Here is a 23,187-nt window from a genome sequence, read left to right as displayed (position 1 = left end):
GGTAGCACCTTGCTGCACCAAATAAAGTAAATTATGAAAAATGGCCCGCCGATAAAAATTAATGTCTTACCCTCGCCGAATCCAAATAAATGGCACACCAACTCTGACGCAAGAAACGCCCAGAAAACACCTGTCCCAAATGATATTGAGGCAACAGCTACAAAAAGACGGGCTTTAGCATAAAATCCCCTATTCATTGATGGCCTGCCCTGGTTTCCTTTGACACGTCATTGTAGACAGCAACCCCTCTCGACCCCACGCCAAACGACATCAAAGGCTGATTTATCCCCAGCAACGGCATTTTTGCGCCGACACACTGGTCACGATAAACAGCAGCGCTGCGGCAGCCGAATTCCCCCGGCGAATAGTTTTCATATTTCATTCAATACGGGATGGAACGGTGGTCGCGGCTTTGACACTCAGATCTGCAGAGCGGTCATCACTTGAACCAAGGGCCGAACTTTTCCGGGTTGTCACTCAACATTCCAGCTCTGCGCAGCGGCTTTGGTAAATACTTCACAAACACGAAGAAAAAAATAATGAACAACGGCAATCCGATTGACAGAAGCGCGATAGTGTCATTCATTTTTAATGCTATACGGCATATCCCCGATATAAGAAAGGCCCAGCAGCCTGCACCAACCGCCGATGCAAGGCACACTGTGAAGCAGATTTGGAGCGTCGCATATAATCTACGCCAGTTCATTTTTTACCTCCGCCATCCCTAACGTCATTGACAACGGCTGCCCCTTTCGAGCCAACTCCATAAAGCAAGAATCCCTGCGTCGTGCCGTATGGCCAAGGCTGTTTAATGAAAGGGAGCAAATTTACGTTATCAATGCGTGGGACAGTCACACCAAAAATCGAAACCGGTCGGTTTAATCCATCAGCGACACCCATATTCAATGGAACGGGAGCTTTCAGGGCGAGAATGGCCATTCCAAAATTGATTCCATCATATATGGTATTTCCCCATTGCGGAGAAAGTTGACTGAAACCCCAGCGGAGTGGATTATCCCCCGGCACATTGATTCCATTGTAACGGTTATACAGGCCACTGCCACCTTCCACGAACTCGCTGATCCCAAAGGTCGTCATCCAGCCACCAACAGCACATCCGATGCCACTTGTACAAAGCGCGGCTCCAGTTTTTGCCGTCATTCCACCGAGCGTCATTTTGGTTACATCTTTTGCAACTCCCACCGGGTCGGTCTTAATGGCGTCGCCGCCTTTCTGCAAAGCGGTATATTCGAACAGACCAGAACTCTTCTGTTGGTTCACCCAGTCGAGCTCCTTTGTGAGCGATGCCACCTCCACTTCGCTCACAAAATTCTTGTTGCGCTCGTCGCTGCCAGCGGGATATTCCGCCCAGCATTTGACGGCATAACACGCGGCACGCGTAAGGCGCTTTTCCTCATCCTTGTCGCCGTTCGCCTTGTCGCCGATCGCCTTCTTTTCGTCCGGGTGCAACTGCCGGTTGAACCGATCCACGTTGTACCCCGAGAACGCCCCCGATTCCCCACCCACGGCCGCACCGGCCCCCGTCGCAAGCGCGTTCGCCACGATGTTGCCCAGTGCCTGATTCATATTGGCATTGCCGGTCGGATCGCTGCCCGCGATCGCGCTACTCAGTTCGTTCAGCTTGCCGGACGCGATCGACGCAATCGCCGCACCTGCGGCGCCGCCTACTGCATTGCCGCCCGCCAGCCCGGTCACCAGCGCTGCACCGGCACCTTGCATCAGCGCGCGATTCGCTCCGCCTTCCTTCCAGGCATCGACACCTGCCTGGTCACCATTCTTCTCGGCTTGCCGTTTCATCTCGTCGGCATAGTCCCCGATCCGGCGCGACACCGCTTCACCAGCCGCGCTGGCCGCAGCCATCATGTCCGACTGGTTGGCCAGCAGGTTCTGCATGTCCGGAAGTTTGGCGACCGTACCGTTCGTGTTCGTCGTATCGCGGTTCAAGCTAGCCACATCCTGCTTCTGGTTCGCCGAATCCGTAACCGTGACCGTTCCCGCACTCACGCCGCTCTTCGTCGTCGCGCTATCGCTGCCGCTGTCGTTCTGGCCGAGCATCGGCGCGGCACCGCCCGCGTTCTTGCCCGAGGTACTGCCGTGCGTGCTGTAGTTCATCCCGCCGTCGCCGGTCGTCGCGCCCGCACTGAAGCCGCTCGAGCTCGCGTCGTAGTGCGACCGGTTCTGGATGTCGGAGAAGGACAGCGAACCTGTCGTCAGCGAATTCTTCGACGCATCCGCTTGACTTGCGATCAGCCCACCCTTCAGATTGGTATTACCGGTGACGTTGATATTGAAGCCGCCATCGCCCGCGTGAATCCCGGCCTGTTCATTGACGCCCGCATAGCTGCCCGACGCGTTGCCCTTGCTCTGGCTGAAGCTCGCACTGGCGCCGCCCTGACTGATGCTGAAGCCGCCGCCCGAACTCGACTGATGCGCCGCGCTCGACAATGTGTCCTGCGCGCTGACGATGTTCAGATTCCCACCCACGTCGGCGTTCACCTGATTGCCCTTCACGTTCGAGCCGATGATGCTCGTATCGCCGCCCGAAATGATCGTCACATTGTTTGCTGCGTTTACATGGCTATTGTTCTGCGTGGCCAGATCGCTGTTGCCGTCGCCGTTGGCCTTCGACATCGCTGCGGAAACACCAAACCCGCCCGTGCCGACCGACACGCCCACGCTCGCGCTCTTCGACTCGTTCGTGCTGCGCGTCGAGTCGGTGTCCGTCGTATTAACGATATTGACCTGATTTTTCGCCGCCAGGATTACATCGTTCGCGTTCACGTTCGAACCGGCTATCGTCACATTGCCGCTGCCAGTCTGACCGTTGCCGGTCGCCGCAAACGCCACCGTCCCGCCTGCATTCACATTCGAGCCGCGATTCGTCACGCTGTCTTCGGAGAATGCGCTCTTGCTGTGACTGCTGCCGACGCTGACTTCGACCTTGAACTGAGGCGTCTCGCCCGCCCCCAGCGCCCGGACCACATCGCCCGCGGCAACGTTCGCGTCCCATGCCGCGCTAGCCGCAGCCATCCCGTGCAGCGCCGCTGCCCGACCGTCCTGGCTGTTTCCGGACGCACGCGATTGACCAACGGCATTCGATACCGCGTCGATCACTGGTGCCTTCAGTGCCAGCGTCAGGCCGCTCTTGGAGACTTCCTGCGTTTCGCCGCGGTGGTTCTTGTCCTGCGCCGAGTCGATCGTCACGTTCGCGCCTGTACCGCTAAGATTCTTCGCTGCGATCAGGTCGCTTCCCGTTACGTGCAGGTCGTTTCCAGCAGTAACGCTGACGTTACCGTTCAGCGAACCGATCGTACTGCCATTGTTCGACACCTCGGTCGTCTGGCTGGTCGTCTTCAGCGAACTGCTGCCCACCGACACCGACAGTCCGCCGCCGGACATCAGCCCGGACTCCTTCTTGTTGTAGTAGCTCGACGACTGCAAGGTGTCCTGCGACGTCGTCACCGTCACGTTACGCGCTGCAGTGAGCGTCACGTCGTTCGTTCCGACGATGGTGCTGCCCTGAACATTGACGTCCTTTCCGCTGACAATGTTCACGCCGTCCGCAGATACCAGACTGCCGCGATTGAGCGTCATCGTCTGGTCGATCCCGCTTGCGACCTTCACGCCGCTTACGACATTGCTGTGGCTGTGCGTTTCGTGCGAATTCAGCTCGTGCGTCTCGGTTGCCGCGCCGACATTCACGTCGCCGGCCGCCAACAGGTTCGCGTTACCCTTGTCGAGGCTGATCGTGCTACCGGAGAGCGTTATATCCTTGCCCGACACAATATTTACCGTGTCGCCGCCCTTGAGTGTCGTGCCGGTCAGCGCCTGATCCGACGTGTGCAGCGTTTCCGCGTAACTGCCGTGGCTGTCGCTGCCCGAGCTATTGCTGTTCACCGTAGACGTCGCGCTCGCCGCGCCGAGCGTCACGTTGCCCTTGGCGGCAAGCGTCCCACCTTGCCCAAGGTCGATCTGCGCGCCCTTCGCCGTTAGATCACCACCCACGACGACATTCGATTGCCCGCCGACCGTCACCGAGCTGCCGGTAACCTTGTTGATGTCGGTGTTCGATATACCGTTCGCGCGCTGCACGATCTTGTGCTCACCCGTCTGGACCGCACCGAGATCCCAGTTGCCGCCGACGTTCATGCCAAGGTTGCCGCCAACCGACAGGTTGCCCGCGTTCTGCTGGAAGTTGCCGCCGGTGACGATCAACGCATCACCCGCGACATCCAGCTTCGCTGTCGGCCCGAGCGTCGTCACCACGCTCGTCGCACCGTCGCGACTCACCCGCGTGTTCGTCTTCGTCGCCGTATCGAGAATCAGGTCTTTCCCAGCGTCCAGTTGCAAGCTGCCAGCCTTCACATTCGCCGACGTCAGGTCGATATTGTTCTCGGTTTTCAGCGACATCAGCCCACCGCTTTGCAGCGCGCCGAATGCGTTGTCGATCTGCTTGCCCTGGATTGCCAGGGTGTTGTCCGCCTTGATCGTGCCGCTATTCGCGAAGGACTGCGCGTTCTGGAAATCAATGTTCGTCGCGCTGATCAACGGCCCGTCGATGTTCTGCTGGCTCGCCTTCGCGAGATACACGACCGGCACAAGCACCGACTGACCGTCGACCACACGTGTTTCCATCATGATCACGTTGCTGGTCAGCTTCGACACCTGATCGGCCGACAGGCTCGCGCCGATCGGCAAATCGAGCGACTTCGACAGATCCGCGCCGGCAGCCATCAGCGATTGATACATCGTCTGCAGGTCCGCATATGGTCCCAGCACAGCCTTGCCGGTCAGCGCGGTGACTTCGTTGCGCACGAGCTGCTGTTCGTAGAAACCGTCGCCGAGGCGCTTCGGAATATGCGTAAGATCGACGCCGAGCTGCCCGAAGAAGTAGTCGCTCGAAATGAAATTCTTCTGGTTCGTGAACGCCGGGTTCGTCTCGATCACGTAGCTCGCGTTCGGCGCGGTGGTCGGCTTGAACAGTCCACCCTGCGGAATCGTCAGGTTGGTCAGCACGTTCAGCGCGGTCGCGCTGGCGATGATCGGGTCGACCGGCGCGGGCGCACCACCGTGCACGGACGACGCCCCAGATTTCGCACCGCTCGCGTTACCGCTCAGATTGGTAGGCGTAAGACCCGGCACCGACTGACCCGGCAGCAAGCCGAGCGACGGAATCGATGCGTTGCCGGCCGTGTTGTTGACACTTACTCCAGTGCCCGAAATCGTGTCGTTCGAATTCAGCGTCGGATCATAACGCGGTAGCTTGTAGTCCTTGATCGACGCCGGCGCCGCCTGCGTGTAGCCACCCGGCCGAGAGCCGACAAACGGCGCATTGCCAAACGGCAGCTTCCAGTCATATTCGGAATTATCGTAGTTGTTGTAGTGATATTGCCCCGAGTAGGAAACTGACACGCCCGGCAGTTTCTGGCCGGATGCCGCCCAGCCATCCGCATCGTAGCGCGCCGGCATCTTGATATCGCCGACCGCCGCGATGTTGCTCCAGTAGTTTTGCAGCGTGCCGACCGACGATGCATCGATCTTGCCGCCCGACACGATCTGGGCGGCCGGGCTGATGTCCGTCACGGTCGTCGCCGTCGCGCTGTCCGCGTAATAAGTCGTGAACTGATACGTGCTGTTCCACTGACCGCCATGAGGTGGCTCGGTGTAGACGCCGCCGATGCTCTCCGAATCCTTCACGCCGACCTGGCCCGTGCGACCGCTGATCGGAATGCCGAACTGCGCGAGCGACGCCGGATCGATCTGGCTGGTGGAAGTCTTCATCACGCGGCGCGTACTCGTCACCTTGTCCGCGTGCAATTCCATGTCGCCGCCGGACTGGATCAGGGCAGACACGTTATTGATCAGCGCCGCGTTCGTATAGTTACCGCCCGCGTCCTTGCCGCCTGCCAGCACAACCTTGCCCATACCGAAGATGGCCGTCGTCGCCATCGAGTCAGTGGCCGTCGTGTCGTCGCGGTTTTCGATGTCATGCGCGAGAATCTCGAGCGTGCCATTGCTGTCGGAACCGCCGATCAACGCGGTCGGCCCAAGGTTCGAGATCGTATTCGTCGCGTTGAGTGATACGCTGGCGCCGACCAGCGCGCCCGTGTTGGTCAAATTGGTCGACTGCGTGCGCAGCAGGCCGCCGGCCGTCAAGGCACCCGCGTTGACGATGTTGCTCGCGTTGACGCTCAGGTTGTTGACCGACTGCAGGTTCGCGTTGTTCGTAAAGGTGCCGGGCAACGTGAAGGCGAGATCGTGACCGACGTTGAACTGCGTGTCGGATGCCGCCGTGTAATCGCCCTGCAGGTTCACGTTGGCGTCATGCGTCGCGCTATATGTGCCGCCGCCTTGCAGCGTGGCCGCTGCCACCGACAGGTCGTGCGTCGAGCTGATCTGGCCGTTCGTGTTCGTAATCGCGCCGGTCGTCGTGACGTTCACGTCGCCGTTCGAATTCGTGACGTTCCCGATGGTGCCACCGCTGTTGTCGAGCGAGTTCCCCTGGACCTTCAGCGATGCACCACTGAGCTGACCGCCCTGCGTGTTGCTGATCGACGCTGCGTTGACCGTCACGTCTCCGTTACCGGTGATGGCCCCCATACCCGACACACCGCCAGCATGACTGTTCGCGATCTGGCTGCCGCCTTGCACCGTCATCTTGCCCGTACCGAGATCGACTATGGCGCCGTCCGCGTTGTCGATCGAAGCAGATTGAATGTCGAGCGTGCTGGTGTCGCCCGCAGCCGATTGCCCGGCCTGGACGTGGCCGCCTCGGTTCGACAGAGCGCCGCCGTTCGTCAACGACAGCGACGGGTCCGATCGCAGCAGACCCTGCGCGTTGTTCACGTCGCCCGCAATCGTGGCATTGATGCCGCGCTGTGCCGCGAGAATACCGTTCGCGTTGTTCCAGCTGCTCGCATCGACGACCGCTTGCCCCTTCGTCACGATGGTGCCTGATGCGTTGTTCAACGCGCTGGCGCCATTACCCGGTGCAATCGTCAGCGTGCCCGTGCCGGCGTGCGTGATGGTGCCGCCTGCGTTGTTCAGCCCGGCGGGCTTGAGCGTCAGATCAGTGCTGTTGGTCTGGATCACGCCACCAGTCGAGTTGTCGAGCGTGCCGCTGACATTCATGCCCATCGCTGACGACCCATACTGCGTGATCGTGCCACCGTGGTTGACGAGGTTGGCGGCCGTGAGCGCAAGCTGATTGGCCTCGAGCTCGCCGCCGCTGTTATCCAGCGTCGAGTCTGCCGTGACCGACAGGTTCGGCGCGACGATCGAACCGCCTTGGTTCGTCATCGAGCCCATGTGGACCGTCGCATTCGTGCTGGCACCGATCTGGCCTCCATCGTTCGCCAGCGTACCGCTGGTGACACTCACGTCCGTGTTCGACAGCAGCTTGCCGCTCGCATTGTTCAGCGTGCCGGCGACGGCCGCCGTCAATCCGGTCTGCGCGTTGATCGAGCCCGACGCGTTGTTCAGTGCACCGGCTTGCGCGACCATGCGTCCGTTGCTCGCGATGGAGCCGCCCACGTTCGATACCGAGCCCGAACCGTTTCCGAGCGTCAGTGTGCCGTTGCCGGCATGGGTGATCGTGCCGCTGTCGTTGACGATGGACGTCGGGGCGAGCGTCAGGTTGGTACTGTTGGATTGCAGCGTGCCGCCGTTGGAGTTGTCGAGCGTGCGCGACACATTGACGGCCATCGCTCCGGTACCGGTCTGCGTGATCGTGCCACCGTGATTCACGAGGTCCGTCGCATTCAACGACACCTGGCCGGCCTGCACGGTGCCGGCGCTGTTGTCGATCGTCGTTGCGCTGACCGTTGCTGTCTGGCCGACAATCGAGCCACCGCTGTTCGTCAAATGTGCGCCGGCATCGACTACGACGTTCTGCGCAGCCTGCAACGTGCCGCCACCGTTGTCGACCGATTGGCCCGCAACGTGGAGATTCGTGTTGGATGTGATCGCGCCGCGGTTGACAACGTTTGCGCCTTGAACCGAAACATCACCGTTGCCGCCGATGACACCGCCTTGAGCACCGTTCGCTGTCGTACCCGCGGCGTTGGTCAACTGACCGCTCGTCGTCACCGACAAGCCATCGCCGTTGAGCGACGTGATCCGCCCTGCCGTGTTATCCAGCGACGCGCCGGCCATCGTCATGCCGGCCGCGCTTTGGATGGTGCCCTGGTTGTTCGCGATGGCGCCGCCGTGTATGTCCGCCGTGCTTTCGGAGATCAGTTCGCCCGACTGGTTAGCGATCTGGCCAGCCACGTTGACCGACAGCGGACCCTGCGACGAGACCTTGCCGCTCTGATTCGAGAGGGCGCCCCCGGTCAGCGTCGTGCCTCCGCCACTCGACAGGCTGCCGTGATCGTTGATTACCGTGCCGGAAGCATTCGCCTGAATTGCGCCTTGCGCGCTCGTCGTCGCGTTCGCGAGATTCACGTCGCCGGCCGTCGCGTTCAACAACAGATTGCCGTTCGCCGCCGTCTGGCTGCCGGCGAGATTCACGCCGGAGCCCGTCAACGATGCGCTGCCGCCCGCGACATTCTGGCCGGTCGCGCTCAACTGACCCGAGACCGTCAGGTTCAGGTCGCCACCATGTGCAACGGAGCCGTCGTCGTTCACGCCCGCGCCGAACGTGCCGGTCGAATTGACGCTGCCGGCATTCACTGTCGTATTCTGCTGCGCCGCGAGCGTCCCGCTGTTCGTGAGATCAGCGCTTGTGGCGGCCGACAGCGATTGCTGCGCGTACGTCGTACCGCTGTTCTGGATGCCGCCCGCGGCCGACAGCGCAAGGTTGCCGCTCGCGGTCGTCTTGCCCGTGAGCACGAGCCGGCCGTTCGACTGCAGCGTCAAATCGCCTGCCTGAGCCGCGATCGTACCTGCGTTGGCCACCCCCACGCCGTTCTCATTCGAGGCGAGGAAGATCCGATTGCTATACATGCCGCCCAACTGACTCACGTCGATTGCAACCGCCGGAGCCGGGCCGTCGCCGGCGATCGGCGTCGCGGCAAGCGTATCGTGGTTGACCTGGCTCGCACCGGCGACCACATTCAGATTCTTCGCGTAGACCGCCGCGTTCACCTGCACCGCGCGTGCAATCAGATCGACTTGATCGGTATTGGCTGCATTCAGGCCCGCGCCAGCGACGGTCACGAGGCCGCGATTGACGTTGTAGCCGGCAAGCGACCCATCGGCACCGTAGAACGGTACGCCGGTTGTCAGGGTCGCGCGACTGGTGTTGAGAAAGCCGCCGCCATCGACAAAAATCCCGGACGGGTTAGCCAGGACGAGTTCCGCACGGGCGCCTGCGATCTCGACTGTGCCGCGGATTTGGGACGGGTTCGGGCTGTTGACCTGGTTGACGATGATCCGCGCAGCCTGTCCGGCTCCGTAATTCGGGTTGCCGTTGATCCAGCCCGCCTGCTGGGTCTGAACCATCGTGGCCGAGTTGTTCAGGATCGCGCCAGCCTTCTGTACATCGAACTGGTTGTAGGTATTGACCGAGACGCCTGCGCTCGACGGACGCGCCACATTGACTTGAGGCAAGCCGTTCGGCGTCTGGATTACGTGCGTACTGGTACCAGGCGTCGGGACGATCTGCGCACCGGACAGGACAGGTAGCATGCCGAGCACGGCGACGCCCGCCGCAACGGCACGCGCGCCGGACACCGATGAACGCCGCCGCGCGCGCGCCTCGCCCGTTGCCGATTTCCCCTCGGCCGTCGCCGTCTCCGCGACGGCGACCACCATTCCCCGACGCCTGGAATACACCAAGCGATGCGTATTCTTGTTCATTCTCGTCGACGCGGCCCGCGTCCATTCGTTGGTTTATTGGATGCGATCTTACCGAGACGACTGAAAGGCAACTGTCAAAAATTACCAAGCTGTTGACGGGAAACGACAAATTTCTAATTTCAGATTCGTCCGATTGACATGCGCCCCGATATCAATATGCATACCTAATAAAAACATGCGGATTTCAATCGTCTGAAATGGCGAAATCGCTCCGTGGTAACGACAGCATCCACGAAAAAGCGCTCATCCCGAGCGATACGCGCGGAAAGCGAATTTGCTGTCTCTTTTCGGATCGGAGATTGGCGTTGCCTGCTGAGCCGACGTGTCATTACGACTAGTTCGAAAATATGCTTCCTTTCTCAGGATGATGCGCGACGGGACACCTCATTTCCCACATATTGAACGCCCAACATCCCATTAATAGGGATGCCTGCTCAAATGTTGACGCGCTTCGCTCCACGGCTCTAACGTTCGCCCCAACGCCATTCGATTCGGCCGCCCCGTTCGCGGGCGCCGGCCGGGCACAGAACACAGGAGACAACCGTGGCCCAATCCGCGTCGCGCACTCACGCGAACCCGACGGATCAGTTGCACGCACACGCCGGCATTGCATCCGATTCCGCCGCCCGTGTGGCCGCGGCACAAGCCGCGCCACCCAGCCGCAAGCGCCTGCTGATCCTCGCGCTGCTGTTCATCACGGTCGTGATCAACTATCTCGACCGCAGCAACCTGTCGATCGCCGCACCCGCCCTGTTCAAGGAACTGAACATCGATCCCGTCCGCGCGGGCCTGGTGTTCTCGGCATTCGGCTGGACCTACGCGCTGATGCAGATTCCGGGCGGCTGGCTCGTCGACAAGGTGTCGCCGCGCGTGCTGTATGCAGGCGCGCTTGCATTGTGGTCGGCCGCGACGCTGCTGCTCGGTTTCGCGGGCTCGTTCGTCGGGCTGATCGTGCTGCGTCTCGCGGTCGGCGCACTGGAGGCGCCGGCCTACCCGATCAACAACCGCGTGGTCACGACGTGGTTCCCGACCCGCGAACGCGCCAGCGCGATCGGCGGCTACACGTCGGGCCAGTTCGTCGGCCTCGCGTTCCTGACGCCGGTGCTCGCGTGGCTGCAGGTGCATCTCGGCTGGCACATGGTGTTCGTCGCGACGGGCCTCGCCGGCATCGCATGGGCTGCGATCTGGTATGCGGTGTATCGCGAGCCGCGCGCGTTTCGCGGCGTCAACGCGGCCGAGATCGCACTGATTCGCGATGGCGGCGGTCTCGTCGATCTCGAGGACCGCATCGCGGCGCGCAGCGAACGCGCGCCGTCGACGTGGCGCGACCTGGGCGTCGTGCTCGGCCGGCGCAAGCTGTGGGGCATCTACCTCGGCCAGTTCGCGCTGAACTCGACGCTGTGGTTCTTCCTCACGTGGTTCCCGACCTACCTCGTCAAGTATCGCGGAATGGACTTCATCAAGTCGGGCTTCCTTGCGTCGCTGCCGTTCCTCGCCGCATTCGTCGGCGTGCTGTGTTCGGGCGTGCTGTCGGACTGGCTGATGCGCCGCGGCGCATCGCAAGGCTTCGCACGCAAGCTGCCGATCATCTCGGGGCTGCTGATCTCGACCTGCATCATCGGCGCGAACTACGTCACGTCGACGGGCTGGGTGATCGCGTTCATGACGATCGCGTTCTTCGGCAACGGCTTCGCATCGATCACGTGGTCGCTGGTGTCGGGGCTCGCGCCGGCGCGGCTGCTCGGCCTCACGGGTGGCATGTTCAACCTGATCGGCAACCTGTCTGCGATCGCGACGCCGATCGTCATCGGGTTGCTGGTCGACGGCGCGGACTTCTCGCGCGCGATCACCTACATCGCCGCGATGGCGCTCGCAGGCAGCCTGTCGTACGGGTTGCTCGTCGGCAAGGTCGAGCGCATCGACGCATGAGCATCACGAGGGCGGCACACGCGTGCCGCCCTGCCTTGCCGCCGCCCGCGTGCGGCGTCAGAACCGCATGAACCCGTCGCGCGCGAGAGCGTGCGGATTGCCGGCCACGTAGTCGAGCGCGCACGCATCGGTATCGATGCCGACGGTCAGCAGCGTTTCCCAGCGCTCGGTGTCGGGCATTGACAGGTCCGGGTGGAAACACACGACGGCCGCGTCGCCGGCCGCACCGCACATCGCCGCCGCGCGCTCGCGCACATCGGCGCTCGTCATCCCGGTCACGACTTGGTTCAGGTGCGCGAAGCGCTCGCGCGTGGTCGAGCTGTCGGGCATGCATTCGCCGCCGCTCAACGCGCGATCGAGGAAGTGGTTCGTATGCAGCAGCCAGCCGTCCGGACGCGGCACGACCACACCAACACCCGACGGGCTCAATTCAATGCTCGCGGCGCGCGGGTTCGCGTCGTGCCGCGTAAACACGGTCAGCACCGTCGATGCGCTCACGCGCGCGGTGCGCGCGATCTCGATCGCCTCCTGCACCGTCGTCGCATCCTCCAGCAGGCGCCGCGCGATCGCGTGCACGGGCACGCCCGCGCTGTCGTTGTCGCTCGCGTGATGCAGGATGTTGAAATGCAGCCCGAGCCCCGCGCTGTTCACGCCGAGTTTCGCGAGCATCCCGAATTCGGTGAACAGCTTGACGGTGCCGCCCTGCGACGTCGAGAACTGCATCAGCAGCCCCTGCGGCGCGAGGCTGTCGTGCCAGTCCCACGTCTGCAGCGTGCGTGGCGCCTGCGGGCCGGCCGGCGCGTAGACGGTCGTCGAGCATTCGCCCTCGGCCGACGCGGGCGCGGTCGCGAGAATCTCGGTGCGCGCGTTCAGGCACGCGAGCTGCCAGCGCGGCAGCTCGACGCCGTCGGCGATCGCCTCGACTTCGGCGGCCAGGCGCGGGCACCATGCGTCGAGCGCGGCCAGGCTCGCTTCGCCGATCTCCCGCGCGCGCTGCGGATCGATGCCGAGCTTCGGGAAAAACGCGAGATAAAGCGCGACCGTTTCGCGGATCGCCGGCGCGAAACGCGCGCCGATCAGGCGGCCCCGCTCGCGCGGATCGGTAATGTCGGTCGCGAATGTGTGCAGCTTCAAGATCAAACCTCCTGTGTTGAACTGGATCCGGGCCCGCGCGGCCCGGAACATGTTGCGTTGTACGAAAAAATCGGCCCACGCCAATCGTCAGAACGAGTAGATGAACTGCATCCCGGCGAGGTCGTTGCTGCGCGCGTACGTGCCGTTGCTCTTCAGGAACACCGGATGGTTCGCCGCGTCGTGGCGGTATTCGAGCTTCACGGTGATCTGCTGCGTCGGATAGAACAACAGGTCGGCCGTGATCGCATAGCGCTGCGCGCCCTTGCACTCGGTGCCGTTTGTCGCCGAACCCTGGAAGCACGCCGGATCGATGCCGAAGCCGCTCGTGCCGTTCACCGACGGGTTGCCGCCCGCGAGCCCGTACTGGATGTTCGTGCCGCCGCCGCCGTTCGACGTGTTGTTCAGGTAGTCGAAGCGCAGCGTCGCGCCCATGCGGCCGACCCACGCCTGCGTCCACTTCGTATGGCCCAGCAGCGACATCCCGTACCAGCGCGCGGTGCCGCCGTTCCATGCGCCCTTCTGCAGCTCGCCGTAGTCGACCTGCGCGTTGACCTGCGTTTTGTCGTGCGTATAGGTCATGTCGGCTTCCACGTACTTGTAGAGGCCGGTCGGCGACGAGCCGTTGCACTGGTAGCCGTAGCCGCCCGCCACCGCGCACGGCGAGAACAGCGACTGCCGGCCGAGCATCCCGGAGATGCCGAAGTCGAAGGCCGTCGACGTCGCGTTGTCGAAGCGCGCGGTGATCGTCGGCGTCCAGTTGGTCTTCGTCGTGTTGTTGGCCGCGTTCGCGATCGCGCCGGCGGTGCGCAGCACCTCGTTGCCGATCACGACCTGCCAGAAGCGCGTCATCGCCGCGTTGGAACCCTTCAGCCCGATGCCGATCAGGTTGCCCGGCTCGCTGAAGTCGTACAGCATCCCGTGCGTGAGCGTGAGCATCTGGTTCGACGGCTGCACCTCGTAGCCCGCGAGGCTCGGCATCATCCCGATCTCGAAGGTGCGCGTCGTGCTGAGCGGCACGGTGACCACCGCCTGCGTGACGATGTTGTTGCCGACGCCGCCGTGCGAATTGCTGAACACGTTGCCGAAGCCGCGGTTCGGCTGGATCACGATCTCCGCTGCCGGCGCCATCGGGCCGACGCCGAAGGTCTTCTTGATGTCGAGGTAGACGTCGCCGATCGTGCTGTTGTAGTAGTCGTACGCACCCGGGTCGTGATTCAGGAACTGGAAGCCGGACGTGCGCTGCGCACGGTTGAACAGGTACACGGGATCGACGTAGCCGGTGATGCTCAGGCCCGCGAGCGGGCCGGTCGTCGCGGCTTCCTGCAGCGAGTCGACCTTCAGCGACGCGTTCGCGATCTGTTCGCGCATCTGCTGCAGGTCGTCGTTGGTGAACGCCGGTACGGAATCGGCTGCCGGCGCGGCGGCCGCCGCCGTGTTGATCGTGCCGATCTTCGCGCTGCCCGATGCGGCAGTGGCCGTCTTGGCGGCGCCGGCCGGCTTCGCCGCCAGCATGCTCGCGCGCAGCTCGTTCACCTGCTGCTGCAACGCGGTGACCTGCGCCTGCAGCGCCTTCATCTTGCCGGCATCGGTCGCTTGCGGTGATGTGTGTGCGAACGCCGAGGCCGCTTCGAATGCGAGCAGGCACAGCGCCGTCATGTGTTTGATTTTCATGTTCTGGGTGGTCGTCGGGACGAGCGCGCCCCCGCCCGCCGCGATGAGCGGCGGGGCGCGCGTAAGGTATGCGGGAGTGCGGGGAACGGCGGCCGGCTTACTCGGTCTTCAGCTTCGTCCAGAGACGGTTCTGCAGACGCATCAGCTCGGGCGGAACCGGCTTGCTGAGACTCAGCTTGCGGATCACGTCGGCGGGCGGGAACACGGCCGGATCGCTCGTCACTTCAGCGCGCACGAGGTGCTTCGACGACGGCACGGCCGACGGGTACGACGTGTCGTTGGTCAGGTTCGCGCTCTCCTTCTCCGACAGCACGAAGTTGACGAACTTCAGCGCGGCGTCCGGGTGCGGCGCATCCTTCGGCACCGCCATCATGTCGAACCACAGCGCGCTGCCCTCGGTCGGGATCACGTACTTGATGTGATACGGCTTCTTCGCGGAAGCGGCCGCGATCCGCGCGGAGTTCACGTCGCCCGACCAGCCGAGCGCGAGGCAGATGTCGCCACCCGCGAGATCGTTGATGTAGCTGCTCGAATTGAACTGCGTGATGTACGGCCGCACCGACTTCAGCAGCTCGTACGCGGCCTGGTAGTCGGCCGGGTTCGTCGTGTTCGCATCCTTCTTCAGGTAGACCAGCGCCATCCCGAACGCATCGACCGGCGAATCGAGCACCGACACGCCGCAGTGCTTCAGCTTCTGCGCGTACTTCGGGTCGAACAGCAGCGCCCAGCTGTCGAGCGGCGCGTCGTTGCCGAGCGCGGCCTTCACCTTCTCGACGTTCATCCCGAGCCCGTCGGTGCCCCATGTCCACGGAATGCCGAACTGGTTGCCCGGATCGTCCTTCGACAGCACCTTCATGATTTCCGGATCGAGCAGCCCGTAGTTCGGCACCTGGCTCTTGTCGATCTTGCGGTAGATGCCGGCCTGCAGCTGCCGCGCCCAGAAGATGTCGGACGGCACGACGACGTCGTAGCCCGACGTGCCCGACAGCAGCTTCGCCTGCAGCGTCTCGTTCGAATCGAACTCCTGGTAGACGACCTTGATGCCGGTCGCCTTCTCGAAGTTCGCGATCGTCGCCTTGCCGATCGAGTTGCCCCAGTTGTATACGTTGACGACGTCCGCCGCGTGCGCAACCGGCACGCCGGCCCACAGGACGCCGCCCAGCGCGAGCGCCGCGCATGCCGTTCCCAGATGCTTGCTCCAATCCCCTGCCATGGTTTCCTCCGTCGATATCATGATCCGCTCGCGATGAACGGGGTGTGCTTCGGTCCGGAAAAATGTAGCCAGAGGAAATTGGCCGGTCTGCCCTGCCAATAGGGGGACACGCTGCACAATCGGGGCATCCGGTTCCGGACGGATGCGCCGATCGGCACGACACGGAAGCGATTTGAAAGCTTCCGTGCCGCTTCGCCGGCGCAAAACCGCTCAGGATGCCTGCACGCCCGTGCGCACGCCGAATTCCTCGCCCACGTGCGTGACACGGCCGCCCATCATCGTCAGCCCGACGTCGATACGGCCGATGTCGTACTGGCCGACCTCGAACAGGTCGTTCTCGAGCACGACGAGATCCGCGCGCTTGCCGGGCGTGAGCGAGCCGACCTCGTGCTCCATCCCGAGCTGGTACGCGCCGTGGATCGTATACGCGGCGATCAGCTGCGGAATGCTCAGGCGCTCGGCGATATCCGGGAACACCGGCGCATCGGGCTCGCCCGCGAGCTGGCGCGTATGGCCCGACTCGATGTGTTCGAGCGGCTTGTGCTGGCAGCGGCACTGGCATGCGAGGCCGTCCATGCCGATCGACACCGTCACGCCTTCGTCGAGGAACGTGCGGAACTTGTACATGTTGCTCCAGCGCTCGTGGCCGTAGTGGTCGCGCAGCTGCTCGGTGTACGCGTCGACCACGCCCCACTGCAGCTGCGTGTTCGCCATCACGCCCGCGCGGCGGAAGCGCGGGATGTCGTCCGGATGCGTGAGGAACGCGTGCGTGATCACGTGGCGGCGGTCGCGTGGCGGGTTCGAGCGGTTCACCTCGTCGAAGCCGTCGAGCGCCATCCGCACGGCCGCGTCGCCGACGCAATGGACCATCACGTTCGCGTTCGCGCGATCGGCTTCGACCAGATAGCGGTTGAACGTGTCGGCCGGCATCGTCGGCGCGCCGCAGGTGTCGGGTCGGTCCGCGTACGGTTCGAGCAGGTAGGCGGTGTGGTTCGCCTCGGTGCCGTCGAGGAACAGCTTCAGCGCGCGCGCCTTCACGAGCGGCGAATCGTACTGCTCGCGGTATTTGACGAGCGTGCCGACCGGATCGTCGATCTCGCCGATCACCGCGACGCTGCCGACCACCCGCAGCTTCAGGTCGCCCGCGCGCTCCATCGTCTGCAGCGTCTCGTACAGCAGCGACTGGTCGCCGCTCGGATCGAAGAAGCCCGCGTCGAACACGGTCGTCACGCCTGCCGCGCACAGCTTCTTCTGCCAGGGCGGAATCGATTTCAGGTACAGGTCGATGCCGGTCGGCAGCAGGCCGGCCGCGCTGATCCGCTGCATCAGCAGCGAATACGCGGCGCCGTCGACGATCAGGCCGGTCGGCTCGCCCGTCACCGCATCCTTCTCGAACCAGCTCGCGCCTTCCTGAACGGGCGGCGTCGACGCGTCGATGCCGGCGATCTCCAGCGCCTTCGAGTTCACCCACATCGAATGGAAATCGGTCGACAGCAGGCACACGGGACGATCCGCGCAAATCGCGTCGAGCGTCTCCTTGCGCAACATCGCCGGCGGAATCGTCGCCTGCACCCAGCCCATCCCGGTGATCGCCGGCTCGTCCGGATGCGCTTCGACGTAGGCGCGCAGCGCACCAAGCACCTTCTGCGGATCCTCGTAGTTCACGAATGCCTGGAACGCGAACGCGGTCGTCTCGAAGTGCCAGTGCGATTCGACGAAGCCCGGCAGCACGAGCCGGCCTGCTGCGTCGACCACCTTCGTCTGCGCACCGACGTACGCCTGCACGGCCGCCGTGTCGCCGACGTGCACGATCCGGCCGTCGCGCACGGCGACGGCCTGCGCCCACGGCTTGTGCGGATCGACGGTATAAACCTTCGCGTTGGTCAGAACGAAATCCGCCGGCGTCGTGGCGGCGGGCGTCGGTTGCATCTGCATGGCCTGTCCTTTCTGGTCATCAGGTTTTCGAAGTGCTTTCACTATAGGCAGACGATTCGCGCCGGTATGCCCCCCCGCCGCCGGGGCTTGGGCGAATTCCCGCGGCCGCGCGCACGGTCTTGTCATCGTTTTGGGGACAACGCGCGAAATCCGCGGGGTGGATCCGGTGAATTCCCGGCTGACGCGTGCACGGCGTTCGCGTAACGTCGCGCTGTCCCTTGACCGCTCCGGCCCGACCATGCGACTTCTCCAGCCCGACCCTGCCGCCCGCGGCCACTACCTGATCGGCGTGCGCCCCGATTCGCTCGGCGCGACGTTACGCGCGGTCGGCACGCCGGATTTCGTCGGCGCGGTGACGGAGTTCGTCAACGACAGCATCGACGCCGACGCCGTGCACCTCGAACGCTGGCGCGCGGACACGGGCAGCACGTCGGGCTTCGTGGTCGAATGGCTCGGCAGCGGCAGCCTGCGCTTCGCGGCCGATACGCTGCGCGTGATGGACGTCTACTACCAGGACTATTGCCAGGCCGACCCGCTGGTCGCGCCGCTGCGCGGCAAGGCCGGCACGCTGCTCGTGCAGCGCCATGTCGACGGCATCGCGCAAGGCGAGTTCCGCCGGCGGATCTTCGACGAACCCGGCATCGGGCAGGAATGCCTGCTCGTGCACGGCAACGCGCACCTGCAGTACGCGCTCGGGCTCGCGCGCACCGTCGGGCGCGCCGCGTTCACGACGGACGAGCTGTTCCACTTCCGCCAGATGGTCGACCTGCTGTTCCCGATGTTCGAGCTGCATGCGCGCACCTGCGCGGCGCGGCGCGTGGCGGCGGTGTCGGTGAATGTCGAATCGCAGGCGAGCTTCGACGCACGCCTCGAGCGGCAGGACGTGCAGTTGTCGCGCCGCGAACACGAGATCTGCCGGCTGATGCTGTGCGGGCGCTCGGTGCCCGAGGCCGCGCAGCAGCTCGACGTGAAACTGTCGACGGCCGAGTCGTACGTGAAGCGCGCGTTCGCGAAGCTCGGCGTGCGCACGCGCCGCGAGCTGTTCGACTGGGTGCTGGTCGACTGCTGAGCGCGCGCCCGTATTTACGCGGCCAGTGCGGCCGCCTTGATGTTGAAGGCGCGCAGCAAGTCCTCGCAGAATGCATCGACGATCGGCTTGTCGCTCGTGCTGCGCTTCATCGCGAGATGCAGCGGCACGTCGAAGCTGAACGTCGTGCGGCCGACGGCCTTCACGAGCCCGCGCTGCTCGAACGGCTCCGCGTAATGTGCGGGCAGGTAGCCGAGATGACCGCCCGACAGGATCAGGATCGTCGCGGCCTCGATGCTGTCCGCGCTCGCGGTCACGCGCCGCTCCGGCAGCGGATACTGCTCCTCCGGCACCGGATAGGTGCGCCACACCCAGTCGTGAAGCTGCAGGTCGTCGGCCGTCACGGGCCGCGACGCATGGAACAGCGGATGCCCGCGCCCGCAGTAGATCACCTGCTGCTCGGTGAAGAGCGGCGTGTAGAGCAGGCCCGGCACGCGATGCCAGAAATAGCCGATCGCGAGATCGAGCTGGTTGTTGACGAGGCTTTCCTCAAGCTCCTGCGGCGACGCGACCTTCATCGAGAACGTCACGGCCTGGTCGCGCTTGCGGAACGCACCGATCGCGTCGGCCACGCGCGCGTTCTCGACGAGCGGCGCCTGGCCGATCAACCCGATCGACAGCGTGCCGACCAGCTTGCGGTCGATGTCGCGCACGCGCGCGACGAATTCGGACGTTGCCGCGACGAGCGTGCGTGCGGTGGCCGCGAAGCGTTCGCCCTTCGACGTCAGGCGAAAGCCGCCGCGCCCGCGATCGCACAGCTTGAAGCCGACGCGCGCTTCGAGCGCCGACAGCTGCGTGCTGATGGTCGACTGCCGCACGCCGAGCGACGCCTCGGCGGCCGTGATGCCGCGTGCGTCGACGACGGCCAGAAAGACCCGGATGAGCCGGAGATCGAGATCGGAAGTATTCGAGAACATGCTTCAAGCCGCTGCGCGTGTGCGCGTTGCCCGGCCGGCCCGCACGACGCGCATCGCGCGCCACGCCGGCCGCCTGCGCCGATGAACCGAACCGGACGCGCGCCGCCATCGGCAACGGCGCGCGTCGCAACCGTCATTCAGATGCCACCGCGAACGCGCGTTCCATGCCGAACACGGCCGGCCGCAGCCGCCTGTAGCAAAGGAACGCCACCGCGCACAGCACGATCGCCGCGATCAGCGCCGACTGCGTGCCCGCGCTCTCGATCAGCGAGCCGCCCGCGACCGAACCGACGCCATAGCCGAGCGCGACGCAACCCGGCGACAGCGCGGCCGACTTGCCGATCAGGTCGTACTGCGGAATCGTCGCGTAGATCAGCAGCGCGCCGCCCGTCCAGCAGCCGATGAACACGATCGCGCCGAGCGTGAAGGTCGCGACCGAGGCCGGCATCGCGAGCAGCACGGCCGCGACCGCGCAGCCGCCGAGGTTCACGAGCGTCCAGCGGCGCAGGCCCTTGCCGGCGCCGAGTTTCGGCATCGCCGCGCAGATCACGAGACTCGCGACGTTCGCGATACCGAGCACGAGCGATACCGACTTGCCGCTCAGGCCCGCATCGGTGCCGATCTTCTCGAGGAAGGTCCACACGACGCCGACACCGCCATACAACGCAAGCTGCGCGCACAGCACGAGCATCGCGCCCTTCCGGTCGATGCTGCCGGCGACGCCGGCCGGCGTCGGTACGGCCAGCGTCTCGCCGCGGCGAAACAGCGGCGCCGCGAGCACGAACACGCCGAGCACGCATGCGACGAAGCCGAACACGCCGTGCGCGCCCCATGTTCCGCTCAGCATCGGGAAAATGTAGGCAAGCAGCACCATGCTCCACGTCACCTGCCCCATCAGCATGATCCCGAGATTGCGTTCCGGCGCGCGCGAATACGACAGGTAGCGCAGCGCGATGCCGTTCAGCCCGCCCGAGCCGACGCCCGCGATGAACTGCAACGCGGAATACGCGACGAGCCCGTGCGTCGCGAGCGTGCCGAGGTTCGCGCCGGCCGCGAGCGTCACCGCACCCGCGAGCACCCACCGCACCGGCTGGCGGCCGAGCACGAACGCGACGAGCAGCGTGCCCGTCGATTCGCCGAGCACCTCGACGAAACTCGACAGCCCGAGCGCCGCTTCGCCGAAGCCCCAATGGCGTTCGACCTGCCCGACGATCGCGGGCAGGCCGAGAAAGACCGTCGGCCCGAGGATGCCGAGCAGCAGCATCACGACGACGAACAGCGCGCTTTCCTGTCGCGCTTCATCCTGCAGGTTGACTACATTCATCTGGTGTCTCTCTCCGTGTCCGCGGCGCGGACCGTCTCCTCGGGGGAGTTTGGTATGGCGGCGGCCCGGCCCGGGCCGCCGTGTCGCTTACATCGGGAAGCCCATCGCCTTGAGGCCGCTGATCCACGCGCGCTTCCAGCCGCCTTCGGCGTCCGCGCCGTCGAATGCGTGGAACGTGATCTTCGCGGCGACCCAGCGCATCGGCTCCGGCGGAATGTAGCTCGGGCTCTGGTTCGCGATGTCGAGCTTGCGCTCGGGGCTGTCGCGGTCGAACAGGATGTTCAGCCCCATGAACGCGCCGAACCGGCTCGCCGCGACGCCGAAGCCCGTATAGCCGGCGACGAACACGGCCTTGTCGCCGAGATAGCGCTTCGCGAATACCGAACCGCGCGAGCAATAGTCGATCGGGCCGCCCCACGCATGCGAGAAACGCACGTCGCACAGTTGCGGGAAGGTGCGGTAGAACGCTTCCGCGAGCCGGTAGTAGGTCTCGCGCTGGCCGTCCTGATGCGGCTCCGGATCGCCGTCGAAGTGATAGCTGACGAGGCCGCCGAAGATGATGTTGTTGTTCTTCGTCAGCCGGAAATAGTTGAGCTGCGTGCGCGTGTCGTACACGCCCTGGCGATTCTTCCAGCCGATCCGCGCGAGCTGCTCGTCGGTCAGCGGCTCGGTCGCGAGCACGTGGTCGCGCACCTGCATCACGCGGCGGTTGATGTCGGGAATCCCGACTTTCGCGGTACCGCTGCCGAACACGACGCGCGGCGCGCGCACGCTGCCCTTCGGCGTCGTCACGAACACCGTGCTGCCTTCGTCGGTCACGGTCACGAGCGGCGTGTGCTCGTACAGCTTCACGCCGAGCGACAGCGCCGCGCGCTTCAGCCCCCACGCGAGCTTGGCCGGATGCACGATGCCGCTGCGGTTGCGCGACCACAGCGCGCCGGCGAACATCGGCGAATTCAGTTGTTCGAGCGTTTCCTCGCGATTCAGCAGCACGACGTTGTGGCCGTATTCGCGATGCAGGTCGTAATCGCCCTTCAGGTGCGCGATGTGCTCGGGATCGACCGCGACCGTCATCTCGCCGTTCCACTCGATGTCGGCGTCGATGTCGTAGCGCTTCAGCGTTTCCTCGAAGCCGTCGAGGTTGTGATGGCCGAACGTCTCGAGCTGCGCGATGTCGTTCGGGAACACGCGTACCGCGTTCGGCAGCCCGTGCATCACCGACGTCGAGATGATCCCGCCCGCGCGGCCCGATGCGCCGTGCGCCACCTTGCCGGCCTCGATCAGCACCACGTTCAGGTGCGGCATCTGTTCCTTCGCCTGCACGGCCGACCACAGCCCCGTGAAGCCGCCGCCGACGATCAGCAGGTCGGCGCTCACGTCACCGACGAGTTCCGGCTCGGTGGCCGGCGCGGCCGGGTTGTCGAGCCAGTACGGGAACAGCTTCGTATTCGCGAGCGCCGCCTCGACGCCCAGCGCGACCGGCGCGCCACGCAGCGCGTGCGCCTGCATCGGCGCGGTCTGTTTTGCTTCGTTGACTTCCATTTCCATGATCCCAGCCATCACACGCGAAAAACGAAACCGCCGCCGGGCTCGCGTCACACGGACGACGACACCACGGCGGCGGCTTCGGACATCACGACTTCTCGAGCAGCACGTAGAACTTCTTCGCGTCCTCGATCGTCTCCCAGCGGCCCGCGAAGCCGGCCGGCAGCAGGTAGCCCTGGCCCGGCGTGAATTCCTTGCGGTTGCCTTCGACGTCGGTCAGCGCGATCCGGCCCTCGACGAGCCATACCGCTTCGTCGGCCGCCGTTTCCGGAAACTCCACCGAGCCGACCTTGCCTTCCCACCAGCCGATGATGTAGTTGCCGCTCTTGCCTTCCGCCGCGCGCCAGTCGCTTTCGTCCATTCCGAAGTCGAGCTTCGTGAATTCGCCGATACCTGCGCCCAGCGGCAGGATGTCCTTGATCAGTTTGGTCATCAGAATCTTTCGTCTCTTGATTGAAAAAAGCAGAGACAAAGTTACTCATTTACACTGCCCCGGTATGCCCCCCTCCGGGGGGGACAAGCGGTGTTTTCCAGGGCAAGGCAGGTCGCAAGGACACCTGCCGGTATTTCCCCCTAATGACGTTTTTCGTTGCCGACGCTACAATCCGCC

General features: G+C 64.3%; 11 protein-coding genes. 2 read left to right on the top strand and 9 right to left on the bottom strand.

The window, feature by feature from the left end:
* Positions 1-702: 702 nt before the first annotated feature.
* Positions 703-9,822 (bottom strand): hemagglutinin repeat-containing protein, encoded by a 9,120-nt coding sequence (locus tag HWX87_RS35070; RefSeq protein WP_176051442.1) that lies wholly within the window; start codon positions 9,820-9,822, stop codon positions 703-705.
* A 543-nt stretch (positions 9,823-10,365) separates the two neighbouring features.
* Here HWX87_RS35070 and HWX87_RS35065 point away from each other — a divergent pair.
* Positions 10,366-11,751, top strand: a complete 1,386-nt coding sequence (locus HWX87_RS35065) for an MFS transporter (RefSeq protein WP_176051441.1) — start codon at positions 10,366-10,368, stop codon at positions 11,749-11,751.
* A 57-nt stretch (positions 11,752-11,808) separates the two neighbouring features.
* Here the strand turns inward: HWX87_RS35065 and HWX87_RS35060 are convergent, their stop codons facing one another.
* From HWX87_RS35060 to HWX87_RS35045, 4 genes are all read right to left on the bottom strand, one after another.
* Positions 11,809-12,885: a C45 family peptidase gene (locus HWX87_RS35060; protein WP_176051440.1), complete on the bottom strand. Its 1,077-nt coding sequence runs from the start codon at positions 12,883-12,885 to the stop codon at positions 11,809-11,811.
* Between the two features lie 87 nt (positions 12,886-12,972).
* Positions 12,973-14,556: a DUF3138 family protein gene (locus HWX87_RS35055; RefSeq protein ID WP_176051439.1), complete on the bottom strand. Its 1,584-nt coding sequence runs from the start codon at positions 14,554-14,556 to the stop codon at positions 12,973-12,975.
* A gap of 97 nt (positions 14,557-14,653) precedes the next feature.
* Positions 14,654-15,769: a polyamine ABC transporter substrate-binding protein gene (locus HWX87_RS35050; protein WP_176051438.1), complete on the bottom strand. Its 1,116-nt coding sequence runs from the start codon at positions 15,767-15,769 to the stop codon at positions 14,654-14,656.
* 210 nt (positions 15,770-15,979) lie between these two features.
* The gene (locus HWX87_RS35045; RefSeq protein WP_176051437.1) at positions 15,980-17,704 is read right to left on the bottom strand and encodes an amidohydrolase; all 1,725 of its coding nucleotides are present in this window, start codon (positions 17,702-17,704) and stop codon (positions 15,980-15,982) included.
* 238 nt (positions 17,705-17,942) lie between these two features.
* Here HWX87_RS35045 and HWX87_RS35040 point away from each other — a divergent pair, with 238 nt between their 5' ends.
* Positions 17,943-18,773, top strand: coding sequence for a helix-turn-helix transcriptional regulator (locus tag HWX87_RS35040; protein WP_039320668.1), 831 nt, complete (start codon positions 17,943-17,945; stop codon positions 18,771-18,773).
* Positions 18,774-18,787: 14 nt separating this feature from the next.
* Here HWX87_RS35040 and HWX87_RS35035 read toward each other — a convergent pair whose 3' ends face one another.
* The 4 genes from HWX87_RS35035 to HWX87_RS35020 all read right to left on the bottom strand — a co-directional run bounded on the left by HWX87_RS35035 (position 18,788) and on the right by HWX87_RS35020 (position 23,010).
* Positions 18,788-19,708, bottom strand: a complete 921-nt coding sequence (locus tag HWX87_RS35035; protein WP_039320670.1) for a LysR family transcriptional regulator — start codon at positions 19,706-19,708, stop codon at positions 18,788-18,790.
* Between the two features lie 133 nt (positions 19,709-19,841).
* A complete protein-coding gene (locus HWX87_RS35030; protein WP_176051436.1) occupies positions 19,842-21,032 on the bottom strand; it encodes an MFS transporter in 1,191 nt (396 codons plus the stop codon).
* Between the two features lie 87 nt (positions 21,033-21,119).
* Entirely contained in the window at positions 21,120-22,580 is a 1,461-nt protein-coding gene (locus tag HWX87_RS35025) for an FAD-dependent oxidoreductase (RefSeq protein WP_176051435.1), read from the bottom strand.
* A gap of 85 nt (positions 22,581-22,665) precedes the next feature.
* Positions 22,666-23,010: a cupin domain-containing protein gene (locus tag HWX87_RS35020; RefSeq protein ID WP_011356376.1), complete on the bottom strand. Its 345-nt coding sequence runs from the start codon at positions 23,008-23,010 to the stop codon at positions 22,666-22,668.
* Positions 23,011-23,187 lie beyond the last annotated feature (177 nt).

This window comes from Burkholderia sp. BCC1644 (assembly GCF_902833225.1).
GTDB lineage: Bacteria > Pseudomonadota > Gammaproteobacteria > Burkholderiales > Burkholderiaceae > Burkholderia.
This window is presented reverse-complemented; position numbering and strand designations above follow the sequence as displayed.

What these genes read in the sequence shown, in the direction of transcription:
- HWX87_RS35070 (WP_176051442.1), bottom strand. Translation starts at nt 9,822, where the DNA reads ATGAACAAGAATACGCATCGCTTGGTGTATTCCAGGCGTCGGGGAATG.
- HWX87_RS35055 (WP_176051439.1), bottom strand. Translation starts at nt 14,556, where the DNA reads ATGAAAATCAAACACATGACGGCGCTGTGCCTGCTCGCATTCGAAGCG.
- HWX87_RS35050 (WP_176051438.1), bottom strand. Translation starts at nt 15,769, where the DNA reads ATGGCAGGGGATTGGAGCAAGCATCTGGGAACGGCATGCGCGGCGCTC.
- HWX87_RS35045 (WP_176051437.1), bottom strand. Translation starts at nt 17,704, where the DNA reads ATGCAGATGCAACCGACGCCCGCCGCCACGACGCCGGCGGATTTCGTT.
- HWX87_RS35040 (WP_039320668.1), top strand. Translation starts at nt 17,943, where the DNA reads ATGCGACTTCTCCAGCCCGACCCTGCCGCCCGCGGCCACTACCTGATC.
- HWX87_RS35035 (WP_039320670.1), bottom strand. Translation starts at nt 19,708, where the DNA reads ATGTTCTCGAATACTTCCGATCTCGATCTCCGGCTCATCCGGGTCTTT.
- HWX87_RS35030 (WP_176051436.1), bottom strand. Translation starts at nt 21,032, where the DNA reads ATGAATGTAGTCAACCTGCAGGATGAAGCGCGACAGGAAAGCGCGCTG.
- HWX87_RS35025 (WP_176051435.1), bottom strand. Translation starts at nt 22,580, where the DNA reads ATGGAAATGGAAGTCAACGAAGCAAAACAGACCGCGCCGATGCAGGCG.
- HWX87_RS35020 (WP_011356376.1), bottom strand. Translation starts at nt 23,010, where the DNA reads ATGACCAAACTGATCAAGGACATCCTGCCGCTGGGCGCAGGTATCGGC.